Annotated in this window: 11 protein-coding genes; 4 read left to right on the top strand and 7 right to left on the bottom strand. The window is 71.9% G+C overall.

The window, feature by feature from the left end; all coding sequences use genetic code 11:
- Window positions 1–59 precede the first annotated feature (59 nt).
- The 7 genes from murD to rsmH form a co-directional block, all read right to left on the bottom strand.
- A complete protein-coding gene (gene murD / locus O1G22_RS30780; protein WP_270084298.1) occupies window positions 60–1,496 on the bottom strand; it encodes a UDP-N-acetylmuramoyl-L-alanine--D-glutamate ligase in 1,437 nt (478 codons plus the stop codon).
- Complete coding sequence (gene mraY / locus O1G22_RS30775) at window positions 1,478–2,551, bottom strand: phospho-N-acetylmuramoyl-pentapeptide-transferase (RefSeq protein ID WP_225096701.1); 1,074 nt, start codon at window positions 2,549–2,551, stop codon at window positions 1,478–1,480. Before mraY ends, murD begins: the two co-directional genes overlap by 19 nt.
- Window positions 2,548–3,954, bottom strand: coding sequence for a UDP-N-acetylmuramoyl-tripeptide--D-alanyl-D-alanine ligase (locus O1G22_RS30770; RefSeq protein WP_270084297.1), 1,407 nt, complete (start codon window positions 3,952–3,954; stop codon window positions 2,548–2,550). The genes mraY and O1G22_RS30770 overlap by 4 nt, the downstream gene beginning before the upstream one ends.
- A gap of 4 nt (window positions 3,955–3,958) precedes the next feature.
- Window positions 3,959–5,479 carry a UDP-N-acetylmuramoyl-L-alanyl-D-glutamate--2,6-diaminopimelate ligase gene (locus O1G22_RS30765; protein WP_270084296.1) on the bottom strand — a complete coding sequence of 507 codons (1,521 nt, stop codon included), beginning with the start codon at window positions 5,477–5,479 and terminating at the stop codon, window positions 3,959–3,961.
- A gap of 227 nt (window positions 5,480–5,706) precedes the next feature.
- Window positions 5,707–7,671 carry a peptidoglycan D,D-transpeptidase FtsI family protein gene (locus O1G22_RS30760; protein ID WP_270084295.1) on the bottom strand — a complete coding sequence of 655 codons (1,965 nt, stop codon included), beginning with the start codon at window positions 7,669–7,671 and terminating at the stop codon, window positions 5,707–5,709.
- Between the two features lie 5 nt (window positions 7,672–7,676).
- Window positions 7,677–8,285: a cell division protein FtsL gene (gene ftsL, locus O1G22_RS30755; protein ID WP_270084294.1), complete on the bottom strand. Its 609-nt coding sequence runs from the start codon at window positions 8,283–8,285 to the stop codon at window positions 7,677–7,679.
- A gap of 313 nt (window positions 8,286–8,598) precedes the next feature.
- Window positions 8,599–9,600 carry a 16S rRNA (cytosine(1402)-N(4))-methyltransferase RsmH gene (gene rsmH, locus O1G22_RS30750; RefSeq protein ID WP_270084293.1) on the bottom strand — a complete coding sequence of 334 codons (1,002 nt, stop codon included), beginning with the start codon at window positions 9,598–9,600 and terminating at the stop codon, window positions 8,599–8,601.
- A 423-nt stretch (window positions 9,601–10,023) separates the two neighbouring features.
- Here rsmH and O1G22_RS30745 point away from each other — a divergent pair, with 423 nt between their 5' ends.
- The 4 genes from O1G22_RS30745 to O1G22_RS30730 all read left to right on the top strand — a co-directional run bounded on the left by O1G22_RS30745 (window position 10,024) and on the right by O1G22_RS30730 (window position 15,616).
- Window positions 10,024–10,572 (top strand): beta-class carbonic anhydrase, encoded by a 549-nt coding sequence (locus O1G22_RS30745; RefSeq protein WP_270084292.1) that lies wholly within the window; start codon window positions 10,024–10,026, stop codon window positions 10,570–10,572.
- A gap of 261 nt (window positions 10,573–10,833) precedes the next feature.
- A complete protein-coding gene (locus O1G22_RS30740; protein ID WP_270084291.1) occupies window positions 10,834–11,874 on the top strand; it encodes an AAA family ATPase in 1,041 nt (346 codons plus the stop codon).
- Window positions 11,874–13,235, top strand: a complete 1,362-nt coding sequence (locus O1G22_RS30735; protein ID WP_270084290.1) for a DUF58 domain-containing protein — start codon at window positions 11,874–11,876, stop codon at window positions 13,233–13,235. The genes O1G22_RS30740 and O1G22_RS30735 overlap by 1 nt, the downstream gene beginning before the upstream one ends.
- Window positions 13,232–15,616: a transglutaminase TgpA family protein gene (locus tag O1G22_RS30730; protein ID WP_270084289.1), complete on the top strand. Its 2,385-nt coding sequence runs from the start codon at window positions 13,232–13,234 to the stop codon at window positions 15,614–15,616. Before O1G22_RS30735 ends, O1G22_RS30730 begins: the two co-directional genes overlap by 4 nt.
- Window positions 15,617–15,673: the final 57 nt, after the last annotated feature.

Genomic DNA, 15,673 nt, shown 5'->3' with positions numbered 1-15,673 from the left:
CACTGAACGTCGACCGTCCCACGCGTCCCTCCCAAGATCCGCCCGGCGGGCGGCCGGGGTCAGGCGCCGAGTTCGCGGACCGCCGCCGCGAACGCGTCACCGCGCTGGTTGTAGTTGGTGAACATGTCCATGGAGGCACAGGCCGGGGCCAGCAGCACCGTGTCGCCGGGCTGAGCGAGCCGCTTCGCTTCCGTCACCGCCTGGAGCATCGCCCCAGTGTCGGTCCGGTCGAGGTCGACCACGGGTACTTCCGGGGCGTGTCGCGCGAGGGCGTCGCGGATCAGCTCCCGGTCGGCGCCGATGAGGACCACCGCGCGCAGCCGCTTCGCCGACCTGGCGACCAGTTCGTCGAAGGTCGCACCTTTCGCCAGACCACCCGCGATCCATACAATCGGCTCATATGCCGCCAACGAGGCTTCGGCGGCATGGGTGTTGGTCGCCTTGGAGTCGTCCACGTACGCGACACCGTCGAGATCGGCGACGTGCTGGATGCGATGGGCGTCGGGGCGGAAGGCGCGCAGTCCGTCGCGTACGGCGGTGGCGGGCACCCCGAAGGCGCGCGCGAGGGCCGCCGCGGCAAGGGCGTTGGCGATGTTGTGGGGGGCCGGCGGATCCACGTCGGCGACCTCGGCGAGCTCCTGGGCGTTCTTCTGCCGGTTCTCGACGAAGGCGCGGTCGACCAGGATGCCGTCCACGACGCCGAGTTGAGAGGGCGCGGGGGTGCCGAGGGTGAACCCGACGGCCCGGCAGCCCTCCTCGACGTCGGCCTCGCGGACCAGGTCCTCGGTGGCCTTGTCCTCGACGTTGTAGACGCAGGCGACCCGATTGCCCTCGTAGATACGGCCCTTGTCGCGCGCGTATCCCTCCATGGAGCCATGCCAGTCGAGGTGGTCCGGCGCGAGGTTCAGCACGGCGGCGGAGTGGGCGCGCAGGGAGGGTGCCCAGTGCAGCTGGTAGCTGGAGAGCTCGACGGCGAGGACGTCGTACGTCTCCTCGCCGAGGACCGCGTCCAGCAGGGAGACGCCGATGTTGCCGACGGCGGCCGTGCGCAGGCCCGCCGCCGTGAGGATGGCGGCGAGCATGCGGACGGTGGTCGTCTTGCCGTTGGTGCCCGTGACGGCCAGCCAGGGGGCGGCGTCGGGGCCGCGCAGGCGCCAGGCCAGCTCGACATCGCCCCAGACGGGCACGCCCGCCTGCTCGGCCGCCAGGAACAGCGGCTTGTCCGGCTTCCAGCCGGGCGCGGTGACGATCAGCTCGGTGCCCTCCGGCAGGGAGGCGCCGTCGCCGAGGCGCACGGTGATGCCCAGCGCCTCCAGCTCCGTGGCCTGCTCGCGCGCGCGTGCGTCGTCGCCGTCGTTGACGACCGTGACGATCGCCCCGCGCGCGTGCAGCACCTTGGCCGCCGGGACGCCGGAGACACCGAGCCCGGCGACGGTGACGTGCTTGCCCTGGAAGTCGAAGAGCTCCGAGGTGGAGGTCACTTTTCCGCTGCCCATCCCGCATAGAAGAGGCCTAGTCCGACAATCACACAGATACCCTGAATGATCCAGAATCGGACCACCACCAGGACTTCGGACCAGCCCTTGAGTTCGAAGTGGTGCTGGAGTGGCGCCATCCGGAAGACGCGCCTGCCGGTGAGCCGGAAGGAGCCGACCTGGATGACGACCGACATGGTGATCAGGACGAACAGGCCGCCCATGATGGCCACCAGCAGCTCCGTACGGGAGAGGATGGCCAGACCGGTCAGGACACCGCCGAGGGCGAGCGACCCGGTGTCGCCCATGAAGATCTTCGCCGGCGAGGTGTTCCACCACAGGAAGCCCAGGCAGGCACCCATCAGCGCGGAGGCGACCACCGCGAGGTCGAGCGGGTCGCGCACCTCGTAGCAGGCGGCCGGGTTGGTCAGGGTCTGCGCGTTGGCGCAGGACTCCTGGAACTGCCAGACCCCGATGAACGTGTAGGCGCCGAAGACGAGCACGGAGGCGCCGGTGGCCAGACCGTCCAGACCGTCGGTCAGGTTCACGCCGTTCGACATCGCGAGGATCATGAACAGCGCCCAGACGACGAACAGCACCGGGCCGATGGTCCAGCCGAAGTCCGTGATGAACGACAGCTTGGTGGAGGCCGGGGTGTTGCCGCGCGCGTCGGCGAACTGCAGCGAGAGCACCGCGAAGGAGATGCCGACGATCAGCTGGCCGGCCATCTTCGCCTTGGCCCGCAGACCCAGCGAACGCCGCTTGACGATCTTGATGTAGTCGTCGAGGAAGCCGACCAGGCCCATGCCGAACATCAGGCCGAGCACCAGCAGGCCGGAGTAGGTGGGCGGGTAACCGGTGATGAGCTTGCTCAGGAAGTACGCCGCGATCGTCGCCAGGATGAAGGCGATACCGCCCATCGTCGGCGTACCGCGCTTGCTGGCGTGCTCGCGCGGACCGTCGTCACGGATGTACTGGCCGTAGCCCTTGCGCGCGAGGAGCTTGATCAGCAGCGGGGTGCCGATCAGTGTCAGGAAGAGGCCAATGACTCCTGAGAACAGGATCTGCTTCATCATCGGGCGGCAACCTCACCCTCGGCACCGGTCTCGACGAGCGCCTGGGCAACGCTCTCCAGACCCACCGAACGGGACGCCTTCACGAGCACGACGTCCCCCGGGCGCAACTCGCTGCGCAACAGGTCGATCGCCGCCTGTGCGTCGGACACGTGCACCGACTCCTCACCCCACGAACCCTCGTTATATGCGCCCAGTTGCAGCCAGGAGGCCTCAATCCCCCCGACGGCGACGAGCTTGCTGACGTTGAGCCGGACGGCGAGCCGTCCGACGGCGTCGTGCTCGGCGAGCGCCTCGTCCCCCAGCTCGGCCATCTTGCCGAGCACCGCCCATGTGCGCCGCTCCTTGCCCATGGCCGCGAGCGCCCGAAGGGCGGCCCGCATGGACTCGGGGTTGGCGTTGTAGGCGTCGTTGACGATGGTCACGCCGTCCGGGCGCTCGGTGACCTCCATGCGCCAGCGGGAGAGGGAGCCCGCCTCGGAGAGCGCGGTGGCGATCTCTTCCGCGGACATGCCCAGCTCATGGGCGACGGCGGCCGCGGCGAGCGCGTTCGACACGTGGTGCTCACCGTACAGGCGCATGGTCACATCGCTTGCACCGGAGGGTGTGTGAAGCCTGAATGAGGGCTGTCCACTGTCCGTGAGTCGCACGTTCTCGGCGCGTACGTCCGCTTCGGCCGACTCTCCGAAAAGGACCACCTTCGCCTTGGTACGGGAGGCCATGGCCCGGACCAGCGGGTCGTCGGCATTGAGGACGGCGGCACCGTCCTCAGGAAGGCTCTCGACGAGCTCGCCCTTCGCCTGGGCGATCTGTTCCCGGCCGCCGAACTCGCCGATGTGGGCGGTGCCGACGTTGAGGACGAGGCCGATCTTCGGCGGGGTGAGGCCGGTGAGGTAGCGGATGTGCCCGAGGCCGCGGGCGCCCATCTCCAGCACGAGGAACCTGGTCTCCTCGGTGGCGGACAGTGCGGTCAGCGGCAGCCCGATCTCGTTGTTGAGCGATCCGGGCGTGAACACCGTCGGCGCCTTGCGCCGCAGGACCTGCGCGATGAGGTCCTTGGTGCTGGTCTTGCCGGCCGAGCCGGTCAGCGCGACGAGGGTCGCGCCGAGCCGGCGTACGACGTGCCGGGCGAGGGCGCCGAGGGCGGTCTGCACGTCCTCGACGACGATCGCGGGTACCCCGACCGGGCGTGCCGCCAGTACGGCGACCGCGCCCGCCTCGACGACCCGCGGTGCGAAGTCGTGGCCGTCCACGCGCTCGCCGACGAAGGCGGCGAACAGGCTGCCGGGCACCACCTCGCGGGAGTCCCGGACCACCGGGCCCGTGACCTGGACGGACGGATCCGGTATGTCGTGCGTCTGCCCGCCGACGACTGCTGCGATCTCGGCGAGGGAGAGGGCGATCACAAGTTCATCCCTGGGTCTTCTGGATAGCTTCGCGAAGCACCTGGCGGTCGTCGAAGGGACGGATCACGCCGGCGATGTCCTGGCCCTGCTCGTGACCCTTGCCCGCGACCAGCACGGTGTCGCCGGGCGCGGCACGGCCGACGGCGGCGGCGATCGCGGCGGCGCGGTCCTCGAAGAGGAGCACCTCGCCGCGCTCGTGAGCGGGCACGGAGGCCGCGCCCTGGAGCATGGTCGCGAGGATCGCGAGCGGGTCCTCGGAGCGGGGGTTGTCGGAGGTCAGTACGGCCGTGTCGGCGAACCGGGCCACGGCGGCGCCCATCGGGGCCCGCTTGGTCCGGTCGCGGTCGCCGCCGCAGCCGAGGACCACGTGCAGGCGGCCCTTGGTGACCTTGCGCAGCGCCTTGAGCACGGACTCGACCGCGTCGGTCTTGTGGGCGTAGTCGACGACCGCGAGGTAGGGCTGCCCTGCGTCCACGCGCTCCAGGCGGCCGGGGACGCCCGGTACGGCGGCGATGCCGTCGGCCGCGGTCTGCGGGTCGAGGCCGGCCGCGGCGAGGGCGACGAGGGCGGCGAGGGTGTTCGCCACGTTGAAGGGACCGGCGATCGGCGACCTGGCGTGGATCCGCTCACCGTTCGGGCCGACGACGGTGAACGTCGAGTCCATGGGGCCGATCTGGACGTCCTCGGCACGCCAGTCGGCGTCGGGGTGGCCCTCGGCGGAGAAGGTGACGACGGGGACCGTGGCCTCCTTCGTGAGCCGGCGGCCGTACTCGTCGTCGATGTTGATCACGCCGAGTTTGCTGCGTTTCGGTGTGAACAAGTGTGCTTTGGCCCGGAAGTAGTCCTCCATGTCGGAGTGGAACTCCATGTGTTCCGGGCTGAGGTTGGTGAACACGGCGATGTCGAAGACGCAGCCGTCGACCCGGCCGAGGACCAGGGCGTGGCTGGAGACCTCCATGGCGACCGCCTCGACGCCGCGCTCGCGCATGACGGCGAAGAGCGCCTGGAGGTCGGTGGCCTCGGGGGTGGTGCGCTCGGACTTGATGCGCTCGTCGCCGATGCGCATCTCGACCGTGCCGACGAGACCGGTGGACTTCACGGTCCGCAGCCCGCCCTCGACCAGGTAGGCGGTGGTGGTCTTGCCGGAGGTGCCGGTGATGCCGATCTGGAGCAGGTCGCTGCCGGGGCGGCCGTAGATGGTGGCCGCGAGTTCGCCCATCCGCGCGCGCGGGTCGTCGACGACCAGGACCGGCAGTCCGGTCGCGGCGGCGCGCTCGGCGCCCGTCGGGTCGGTGAGCACGGCGGCCGCGCCGAGGCCGGCGGCCTGGGTTACGAAGTCGGCGCCGTGCAGGCGGGCGCCCGGGAGGGCGGCGTACAGGTCGCCGGGGCGGACGGCGCGCGAGTCATGGGTGATCCCCGTGATCCCGGCGGCGGCGTCCGGAGCGGCGGCACCCAGCTGATCGGCCAGTTCCGCGAGGGGTGTGGCGGAGACCTGAACCGGTCGCGGCGGTCCCGGATATGTCACGGAAGCGCCCTTCTGGGTGGTTTGGGACTGATCGGCGTGTGGCACGGCGGTGAGCGTACCGGGCGCACCCGCTCCGGAGCGAAGCGAGGGGCTGGGGACGCCTTGGTTCCCGGGATCCGGGGTGATCGTTGTCACGGTTCGTTCCTGGTGGTCTTACCGCGGTGCCGAAGCGGTGCGGGCGGTGCGGGCGGTGCGGGCGGTGCGGGCGGTGCGGGGGGCTGTGCCGATCAGGGCTTGTAGTCGACGGGCAGGTTGGGGGCCGGCGCCCCGGTCGGCGGGATCTGGAGGGTCTTGAGGGCGAACTCCATCACCTGCTTGTAGATGGGTCCACAGATCTGACCGCCGAAGTAGCTGCCGGAGGTGGCGTTCTGGATGGCGCAGTAGACGGTGATGCGGGGGTTGTCCGCGGGCGCGAAGCCGGCGAACGACGACGTGTATCCGTGGTACTTGCCGGTGGCCGGATCCACGCGATTCGCCGTGCCGGTCTTGCCGGCGACGTTGTAGCCGGGGATGCGCGCCTTGATGCCGGTGCCCTGCTCGTCGTCCACGACGGACTCCAGCATCTGGGCGAGCGCCTTCGCGGTCTTCTCGCTGACGACCCGGGTCTCCTGGGGCTTGGGCGCCGGGGTGAAGCGTCCGTCGGCACCCTTGGTGCCGCGCACCAGGGTCGGCTCGACGCGGACCCCGCCGTTGGCGATGGTCGAGTACACGGAGGCGGCCTGCATCGCGTTGATGGAGAAACCCTGTCCGAAAGGGATCGTGTACTGCTGCGAAGTGGACCACTTCTGGTACGGCGCGAGGATGCCCGGGGTCTCGCCGGGGAAGCCGAGCCCGGTGTAGCCGCCGATGCCGAACTTGCGCAGGTACGAGTAGAGGACCTTGTTGGCCTCCTCCTGGGTCTTGCCGAGCTGGCCGGTGGCCAGGATGGTGCCGATGTTGCTGGACTTGGCGAGGACGCCGTTGAGCGTGAGGTACCAGGTGGCGTGATCGACGTCGTCGGAGAAGAGCCGGTCGCCGCGGTGCAGCCGGTTGGGTACGACGACGTGGGTGAGCGGCGCCGCCGCGTTCTCCTCCAGCACGGCCGCCATGGACATCACCTTGGCCGTGGAGCCGGGTTCGTAGGCGTCCTGGATGGCCGGATTACCCAGGGCCGCGGAGTCGGCCTTCGACAGGTCGTTGGGGTCAAAACCGGGCGAGTTGGCCATGGCCAGGATCTGCCCGGTCCGGGTGTCCTGGACGATGACGTAGCCGCGGTCGGCCTTGGACTTCTTCACCTGCTCGGTGATGGCGTTCTGCGCGGCCCACTGGATGTCGCGGTCGATGGTGAGCTCGACGTCGGAGCCGGGCACGGCGGGCGTCTCGTTGGACCCTGCCGTGGGCACCTCGCGCCCGCCGGACTGGGCGTAGCGGATCTTGCCGTCCTTGCCCGTCAGCTGCTTGTTCAGCTCCTGCTCGATGCCGCCGCCCCCGGTGCCCGCGGCGTTGACCCAGCCCAGTATCCCGGCGGCGAGATCGCCGTTGGGGTACACACGCTGGCTGCTCGGGTCGGCGAAGACGCCGGCGAGCACGTTGACGGTGGTGTGATCCGTTCCCGCCTTCTTGGTGAGCGCGCTCTTGAGGTCCTTGATCTGCTTCCAGACCTGCGGGGTCTGGCGGACGGCGAGCCGGGCGTAGCGGGACTTCCTGTTCGCCGGCCGCAGCTTCTTCACCAGCGTGGCCTGGTCCTGCCCGAGGATGGGCGCGAGCAGCGCGGCGGCCTGCTCCGGCCCGTCGGAGATCTTCAGCTGCTCGGGGCTGAACATCGTCGGGTCGGCCGTGATGTCGTACGCGTCCTCGCTGACGGCGAGCGCGACACCGTTGCGGTCGGTGATCCCGCCGCGCTCGGCGGCCAGGGTGTGCACGACGTACCGGTTCAGCTCGGCCCGCGCCGCATAAGTGCCGGCGTCGACGCCCTGGACCTGGAGCAGCCGCACGACGAAGGCGATCATCACCAGGGTCAGGGTGAGGCTGACCATGCGCAGCCGGGGCCGCGGGCTGCCGAGCCGGAGCGGACGCTGGAGCGGCGGCCGTGCGCCGCTCGGCCGGCGCGCCGGGCGCGCACCGGGCCCGGCCTGCTGCCGCACGGCGCTCCTGGGCCGCTGCGGCCTGGCGGGCCCTGGCACGCGTCGGCGCGGCGGTTCCCTGTCGGACACTTCCGTCACCTGCCGGAGGTCGGGGTGGAGGCGGGCTGGGGGGTGAGCGGTGGCGGTACGGCCGCCGCCGGGGCGGACGGGGCGGGGCGGGTGCCCTGGGGCTGGACCGGGGCGGAGGGGGCGGGGGTGGCCTGGGCCGGGGTCGAGGGTGACGGGGAGACGGGGGCCGGGGTCGCCGCCGGGGGTGCGGAGCGGGCGGCCGGGGTCATGACCTCGGGGGCCACCGGGTCGGTGAAGGCGGCCGACTCGGGGGTGGCGGCGCTCGGGACGCCCTTGACCCTGCCGTCGGGGCCGAGGAAGGCCGGGTCGCCGCCGGGGACCATGCCGAGTTCGCGGGCGCGGCGCTGGAGGGCGTCGGGCGAGGAGTAGGCGTCGATGTCCCGCTGGAGGGACTGCTCCTCGTCAGTGAGGTTCTTCGTCCGCTTCTGCAGGTCGGCGAGTTTGAACGAGCCTTCGCTGAGGGCGGAGTTCAGCACCAGCAGCCCGATGAGGCCGCCGCCGAGGATCAGGACGACGAGGAGGACGAACGGAGTGCGGGCCGCCCGTGCGCGGCCGGCCGGGAAGAGCTGGGCGAGCCGCGCCGCCCGCCCCCTCAGTGCGGGTTTCCTGCTCACTGCTCCCCCGGTGCGTCCGGGAAACCGGCCGGCTTCCCGTGCGAGTGCGGAAGGCCGACCGGTTTCCCGTGCGAGTCCGGGCAACCGGCGGACTCCCTGTGTGAGTGCGAGAAGCCTGCCGACTCCCCGTGCGAGTCCGGGAAGCCGGCCGGTTTCCCGTGCGAGTCCCGGAAGCCGGCCGGCAACCCCTGGTGAGTCCGGAGGTCCGACCAGACTCCTCGCTGAGTCCGGAGGTCCGGCCGACCCTCTCGGTGAGTCCGGAGTGCGACCGGCCCCCTCCGTGGGTTCGGGAATCCAACCGACCCGTCTTCGCTCACTCGGCGTCCTCCCTGATGCGCTCGGCGCCGCGCAGCCTGGCCGGTGCGGCGCGGCGGTTCTCGGCGACCTCTTCCTCGGTGGGAAGTTCGGCACCCCGGGTGAGCAGCTTGAGCCGCGGCTGGTAGCGCTCGGGCACGACCGGGAGGCCGGGGGGCGCAGTGGAGGCGGCGCCGGCCGCGAACACCTGCTTGACCAGGCGGTCCTCCAGCGAGTGGTACGACAGCACGGCGACGCGTCCGCCGACGTCGAGGGCCTTCACCGCGGCCGGGATCGCCCGTTCCAGGACGGACAGTTCGCCGTTGACCTCGATGCGCAGGGCCTGGAAGGTGCGCTTGGCCGGGTTGCCGCCGGTGCGCTTGGCGGCCTGCGGCAGGGCGTCCCGGATCAGCTCCACCAGCCGGGCGCTGTTGCTGAACGGCTCCTTCTCGCGCTCGCGGACGATCGCGGCCACGATGCGCTTGGCCTGCTTCTCCTCGCCGTACGCGCGCAGGATGCGTACGAGTTCGCCCGCCGGGTAGGTGTTGAGGACCTCGGCGGCGCTGATGCCGGTCGTCTGGTCCATACGCATGTCCAGGGGCGCGTCCTGGGCGTAGGCGAAGCCGCGGTCGGCCTCGTCCAGCTGCATCGAGGAGACCCCGAGGTCGAACAGGACGCCCTGCACGCGCGCGAGGCCGAGCCGGCGCAGCACCTCGGGCAGTTCGTCGTAGACGGCGTGCACGAGGGTGGCGCGCTCACCGAAGGGCGCCAGCCGCTCCCCGGACAGCCGCAGCGCCTCCTTGTCCCGGTCGAGTCCGATCAGCCGGGCCTCGGGGAACCGGGTCAGCAGCGCTTCGCTGTGCCCGCCGAGGCCGAGGGTGCAGTCGACGACCACCGCTCCCGGCCGCTCCAGGGCGGGTGCCAGCAGGTCCAGGCACCGCTGGAGCATCACCGGGACGTGTCGACTCTCTCCCTCCCGTCGCCCACCGCCACCCTCATTCGAATGCGCTTCGCGCCCCATTTGATTCCGGGCCTCTCAGATCCCGCGGGCCCTACGCACCGCCGGGTCCCCTCCTGCTCGTGAAGAGGGAGGCCTGCCGGCGCCGGAAGCGTCAGCCGACCGGGAGCGGGAGGAGGCCGAGCCGTACGTACGCGCCGCGCACGTGAGGAGACGGCCCGGGTGCGGTCCGGGGTCTCCGGGGGTTTCACCAGCAGGGAGAGTCAGGTCTCCCGCTTCGCGTCACTTTAGTCCACGCTGTGTCGCGGTCAATCAACCGGCCTGCGCGTCGCGTACCGCATCGCGACGGAAGCCGCAATACGAAGGTTTCACCCGCATGGCCCATGTTTGCCGTCCGTGTGGGTTAGCTCACAACAAGCCACGATGACGTTCTTTGTCCGCTCTCACAGCAGGCCAGGACCGTGGGTGACCAGTAACGTCATGAGTATGACGACTTCCGCAGCAGCTCCCACTGGATCCGAAGACGCCATAACCGACGGCGGCACCGTCACGGACCGCCTGGTGGATGCCAACCAGCGGTACTCCGCCGCGTTCACCGACCCCGGCATGGACGCGCGCCCCGTGCTCCGCGTCGCCGTCGTGGCCTGCATGGACGCCCGCCTCGACCTGCACGCCGCGCTCGGCCTGGAGCTCGGCGACTGCCACACCATCCGCAACGCGGGCGGGGTCGTCACCGACGACGTCATCCGCTCCCTGACCATCAGCCAGCGCGCGCTCGGCACCCGCAGCGTCGTCCTGATCCACCACACCGGATGCGGCATGGAGTCCATCACCGAGGACTTCCGGCACGACCTGGAGATGGAGGTCGGCCAGCGCCCGGCGTGGGCGGTGGAGGCCTTCCGGGACGTCGACCAGGACGTGCGCCAGTCCATGCAGCGCGTGCGGACCTCGCCGTTCCTGGTGCACACCGACGACGTGCGCGGCTTCGTGTTCGACGTGCGCACGGGCCGGCTGCGCGAGGTCGACCCGGCCTGACGCGGCCCCACCGACCGGCCGCCCCGGCAGCACGGCACCCTTTCCCCGCCGTTCCCGTATCGAAAACAGGGTCGAAAAAGCCGTAAGACCGACATCGTTCGGGCAGTTGTCCACAGGCGAGTGACACGAATCGGTAACGGCGGCAAGAATGCGGGGTGTGACAGCACGCGGAACTTTTCCCGCGTGGTGTCCGTGTTTCGGGGTGGGCCGGTTTCGCGCCGTAGAGCGCCGGCCCGGAATGAACGGGCCGAGGAGGGCCGGGTGACGACCTATGACGATCGAGCGAGCCTCACTGATCTGACCGCCACGGTGGAACGGGTGCGCGGTTCGGTGGAGAGCGTGATCGAGGGCAAGCCCGAGGTCGTACGGCTCGCGCTGACCGTGCTGCTCGCCGAGGGCCATCTGCTGATCGAGGACGTCCCCGGAGTGGGCAAGACGATGCTGGCCAAGGCGCTGGCGCGGTCCATCGACTGCTCGGTGCGGCGCATCCAGTTCACGCCCGACCTGCTGCCCTCGGACATCACCGGGGTGTCCATCTGGGACCAGCAGCGCCGTGACTTCGAGTTCAAGCCGGGCGCCATCTTCGCGCAGATCGTGATCGGCGACGAGATCAACCGCGCCTCGCCCAAGACCCAGTCGGCGCTGCTGGAGTCCATGGAGGAGCGCCAGGTCACCATCGACGGGCAGACGTACGAACTGCCCAGCCCCTTCATGGTGGTGGCCACGCAGAATCCGGTCGAGATGGAGGGCACCTACCCGCTGCCCGAGGCCCAGCGCGACCGCTTCATGGCCCGCGTCTCCGTCGGCTACCCGAGCGTGGAGGCCGAGTTGCAGATGCTCGACATCCACGGCGGGGTGAGCCCGCTGGAGGACCTCCAGCCGGTGGCGCACGCGCACGAGATCGTCAAACTGGTCGAGGCGGTGCGCGGGGTGCACGTCTCCGAGCCGGTCCGGCGGTACGCGGTGGAGCTGGTCGCCGCCACGCGCACACACCCCGACCTCAGACTCGGTGCCTCCCCGCGCGCGACGCTGCATCTGCTGCGCGCGGCGAAGGCGACCGCGGCCCTGGCCGGGCGGGAGTTCGCGCTGCCGGACGACGTCCAGGCGCTCGCCGTCGCCGTCCTCGCCCATCGCCTGCTGCCCACCGCCCAGGCCCAGCTCAACCGCCGTACGGCCGAGCAGGTCGTGCAGGAGATCCTCCAGCGCACCCCGGTCCCGGCGGCGCAGGGCCCGCAGAGCGGCTTCGGCGGCCTCGGCCGTGCCGTCCCCGCGTATCCGCAGCAGCCCCCGCGGAGTCTGTGATGAGCGCCGGGGGGACCGGGCCGGCGGAGCCCGACCGGGGGGAGACGGGCGGTGTCCGTACGGCCCTGTCGGGGCTGACCACCCGCGGCCGCTCCTTCCTGGCGGCCGGTATCGCGGCCGCGATCTGCGCGTACGTCCTCGGCCAGAGCGATCTGCTGCGGGTCGGTCTGCTGCTGGCCGTGCTGCCCCTGCTCTGCGCGACCGTGCTCTACCGCACGCGCTACCGGGTGGCCGCCACCCGCCGGCTCGCCCCCGCGCGCGTGCCGGCCGGCAGCGAGGCCCGGGTCCATCTGCGGATGGACAACGTCTCCCGGCTGCCCACCGGTCTGCTGATGCTCCAGGACCGGGTGCCCTACGTCCTCGGGCCGCGCCCCCGGTTCGTGCTGGACCGCGTGGAGCCGGGCGGCCGCCGCGAGGTCTCCTACCGGGTCCGCTCCGATCTGCGCGGCCGCTATCCGCTGGGCCCGCTCCAGCTGCGCCTCACCGACCCCTTCGGGATGTGTGAACTGACCCGCTCCTTCTCGGCGTTCGACACGCTCACGGTCATCCCGCGCGTGGAGCCGCTCCCCCCGGTCCGCTTCAGCGGCGAGGCCAAGGGCTACGGCGACAGCCGGCAGCGCTCGCTGGCCCTGGCGGGCGAGGACGATGTGATCCCGCGCGGGTACCGCCACGGCGACGACCTGCGCCGGGTGCACTGGCGGTCCACCGCGCGCTACGGCGAGCTGATGGTCCGCCGCGAGGAGCAGCCGAGGCGCTCCCGGTGCACCGTGCTGCTGGACACCCGGGGCGGTGCCTACGAGGGCGCGGGCCCCGACTCGGCCTTCGAGTGGGCCGTCTCCGGCGCCGCCTCCGTGCTGGTGCACATGCTCGAACGCGGTTTCTCCGTACGGCTGCTGACCGACAACGGCAGCGCGGTGCCCGGCGAGGGCGGCGACGGTTTCGCGGGCAGCGGCGCGGAGACCGCGGACGCGGCCGGGCTGATGATGGACACCCTCGCGGTCATCGACCACTCCGACGGCTCGGGCCTGTCCCGGGCGTACGACGTGCTGCGCGGCGGCAACGAAGGGCTGCTGGTCGCCTTCCTGGGCGACCTGGACGAGGAGCAGGCCGCGACGGTCGCCAAGATGAGCCGGCGCGCCGGCGGTGCCGTCGCCTTCGTCCTCGACCCGGACACCTGGACACGGGAGGCGACCGCCGTGCCACGGCCCGGTGACCGGCACGCGGAGCGGCTGCGGCTGCTGCGCGAGGCGGGCTGGACGGCGCTGAGCGTGCCGCGCGGCGGCGCGCTGAACGCGCTGTGGCAGCAGGCGGACCGGGAGCGTTCGGGTCTGGCCGGGGTGAGCGGGGAGGCGACGGCATGAGCGGGCGGGCACGACTGGCGCTGTGCGCCGCCGCGGCCACGCTGATGACCTCCTGCGCGCTGCTGCCGCTGGTGGCCGAGCCGACCTGGCTGCTGCAGCTGATCCCGCTGATCGCCGTGCAGACCGGGGTGGGCGCGGCGGCCCGCCGGGTGCCGCTCGGCCGGCCGCTGACCGTGATCGCGCAGGTGCTGGTCACCGTGGTCCTGCTGACCCTGGTCTTCGCACGGCAGCAGGCGGTCCTCGGGCTGATCCCCGGCCCGGGGGCCTTCCGGCATCTGACCGACCTGCTCCAGCAGGGCTCCACCGACGTCAGCGAGTACGCGATACCGGCGCCGCTCACCGAGGGCATCAAGCTGATGCTGATCGGCGGCGTCCTGGGTATCGGGCTGCTGGTGGACACGCTCGCGGTGACCTTCCGCAGCGCGGCCCCGGCCGGTCTGCCGCTGCTCGCGCTGTACTCGGTGGCCGCCGGGCTGTCCGACGGCGGGGCCGACTGGCTGTGGTTCCTGGTGGCAGCGGCCGGCTATCTGATGCTGCTGCTCGCCGAGGGCCGGGACCGGCTGGCGCAGTGGGGCCGGGTCTTCGCCGCCGGGCCCGGCTCACCCGGCGCCCCGGACGGCGGCGCGGTGGCCCCGGTGCGCACCGGACGCCGGATCGGCGCGGTCGCGCTCGGGGTGGCCCTGCTGGTGCCGCTCGCCCTGCCCGCGATGAGCGGCGGCCTGCTGGGCGTCGCCGGCACCGGAATCGGCAGGGGCGACGGCAACGGGGGCACGATCTCCGCGGTCAACCCGCTGGTGTCGCTGCGCGACAGCCTGAACACGAACAACGACCGCCAGGTGCTGTCCCTGAAGACCAGCTCGAACGACGTCTCGGACCTGTATCTGCGGATCGTCTCCCTGGACGACTTCGACGGGACCACCTGGAAGCCGACCCAGCGGCGCATCGTCGGCGTGCCGGACACGTTCCCCTCGCCCCTCGGCCTGAGCCAGGACGTCAGGCGGGACACGGTGACGACGACGATCTCGGCGGCGGACGACTACGCCCAGGACTGGCTGCCGATGCCGTACCCGCCGAGCGGTGTCAACATCGCCGGCCGCTGGCGCTACGAGCCCGTGGGCATGACCCTCGTGGGCGACCACGGCCAGACCACGCGCGGTGAGACGTACCAGGTGACCAGCCTGAACGTGCAGCCGACGGCCGAGCAGCTGGCCTCGGCGCCGGAGCCGCCGGCGGACCTGAAGCGCGCGTACACCCAGGTGCCGTCCGCGGTGCCGAAGGTCGTGGCCCAGACCGCCCGGCAGATCACCGCGGGCGCCCGCAACCACTACGAGGAAGCGGTCAAGCTCCAGGACTACTTCGCGGTCACGGGCGGCTTCCAGTACGACACCCGGGTCGAGGTCGGCCGCGGGCCGGGCGCCATCGCGACCTTCCTGAAGAAGAAGCAGGGCTTCTGCGTCCACTTCTCGTTCGCCATGGCGGCGATGGCCCGCACCCTCGGCATCCCGGCCCGCGTCGCGGTGGGCTTCGCCCCGGGCACCCCGCAGGGCGACGGCACGGTCACGGTGAACCAGAAGGACGCGCACGCCTGGCCCGAGCTGTACTTCGAGGGGGTGGGCTGGACCCGCTTCGAGCCGACCCCGACCCGGGGCACCACCCCGTCGTACACGGTGTCGGACACGCCGGGCACCTCGCTGCCGGACCAGGAACTGCCGTCACACCAGACGTCCACGGCGCCCTCGGCGGCGGCCTCCCCGAGCCAGAGCTGCACGGCCCAGCCGGCCGAGCCGGCCGGCTGCGACACCGCGTCCGCAGCGGCTGCCCCGCACAGCGGCGGCGGGGGCACGGGCCCCTGGTGGGCCGTGCTGATCGGGCTGGCCGCCCTCGTGGTGCCGGCCCTTCCCCTGTCGCCGCTGCTGTGGCGGGCGCGGGTACGCTCGGTGCGGCTGGGGGCGCACGCCCGGACCGAGGAGGGCGCGGCGGCGCACACCCTGGCCGCCTGGCAGGAGCTGACGGACAGTGCCTGGGACCACGGCATCGTGCCGGACGAGTCGCTGACTCCGCGCAGAGCGGCCGACCGGATCGTCCGGCTCGGCGAGCTGGATCCGGCCGCCGGTGCCGCGGTGCACCGGGTGGCGGACGCGGTGGAGCAGGTGCTGTACGCACCGCGACCGCGCCCGGCGGCGGGTGCGGCGGAGGATGTGCGCCGGGTGATCGAGGGGCTGCGCGGCGCGGTCGGTACGGGGGCGCGGCTGCGGGCGCTGTTCCTGCCCCGCTCGTCGGTGCGGGTGCTGTGGGCGCTGTCGGCCCGCTGGTCGGCGCTGCGGTCCCGGGTGGCGTCGGCGAGGCCAAGCCTGCGGCGGCCGTCCGAGCAGCAGAGCTGAGACGCGACAACGTGTGAGGGGCGACCACTTCGGGTGGTCGCCCCTCACACGTTGTCT

The sequence above is a fragment of the Streptomyces camelliae genome (assembly GCF_027625935.1).
GTDB lineage: Bacteria > Actinomycetota > Actinomycetes > Streptomycetales > Streptomycetaceae > Streptomyces > Streptomyces camelliae.
This window is presented reverse-complemented; position numbering and strand designations above follow the sequence as displayed.

Excerpts from the sequence above, each read along its gene's own strand:
- murD (WP_270084298.1), bottom strand. The coding sequence starts at position 1,496 with ATGGGCAGCGGAAAAGTGACCTCCACCTCGGAGCTCTTCGACTTCCAG.
- mraY (WP_225096701.1), bottom strand. The coding sequence starts at position 2,551 with ATGATGAAGCAGATCCTGTTCTCAGGAGTCATTGGCCTCTTCCTGACA.
- rsmH (WP_270084293.1), bottom strand. The coding sequence starts at position 9,600 with ATGGGGCGCGAAGCGCATTCGAATGAGGGTGGCGGTGGGCGACGGGAG.
- O1G22_RS30745 (WP_270084292.1), top strand. The coding sequence starts at position 10,024 with ATGACGACTTCCGCAGCAGCTCCCACTGGATCCGAAGACGCCATAACC.
- O1G22_RS30735 (WP_270084290.1), top strand. The coding sequence starts at position 11,874 with ATGAGCGCCGGGGGGACCGGGCCGGCGGAGCCCGACCGGGGGGAGACG.
- O1G22_RS30730 (WP_270084289.1), top strand. The coding sequence starts at position 13,232 with ATGAGCGGGCGGGCACGACTGGCGCTGTGCGCCGCCGCGGCCACGCTG.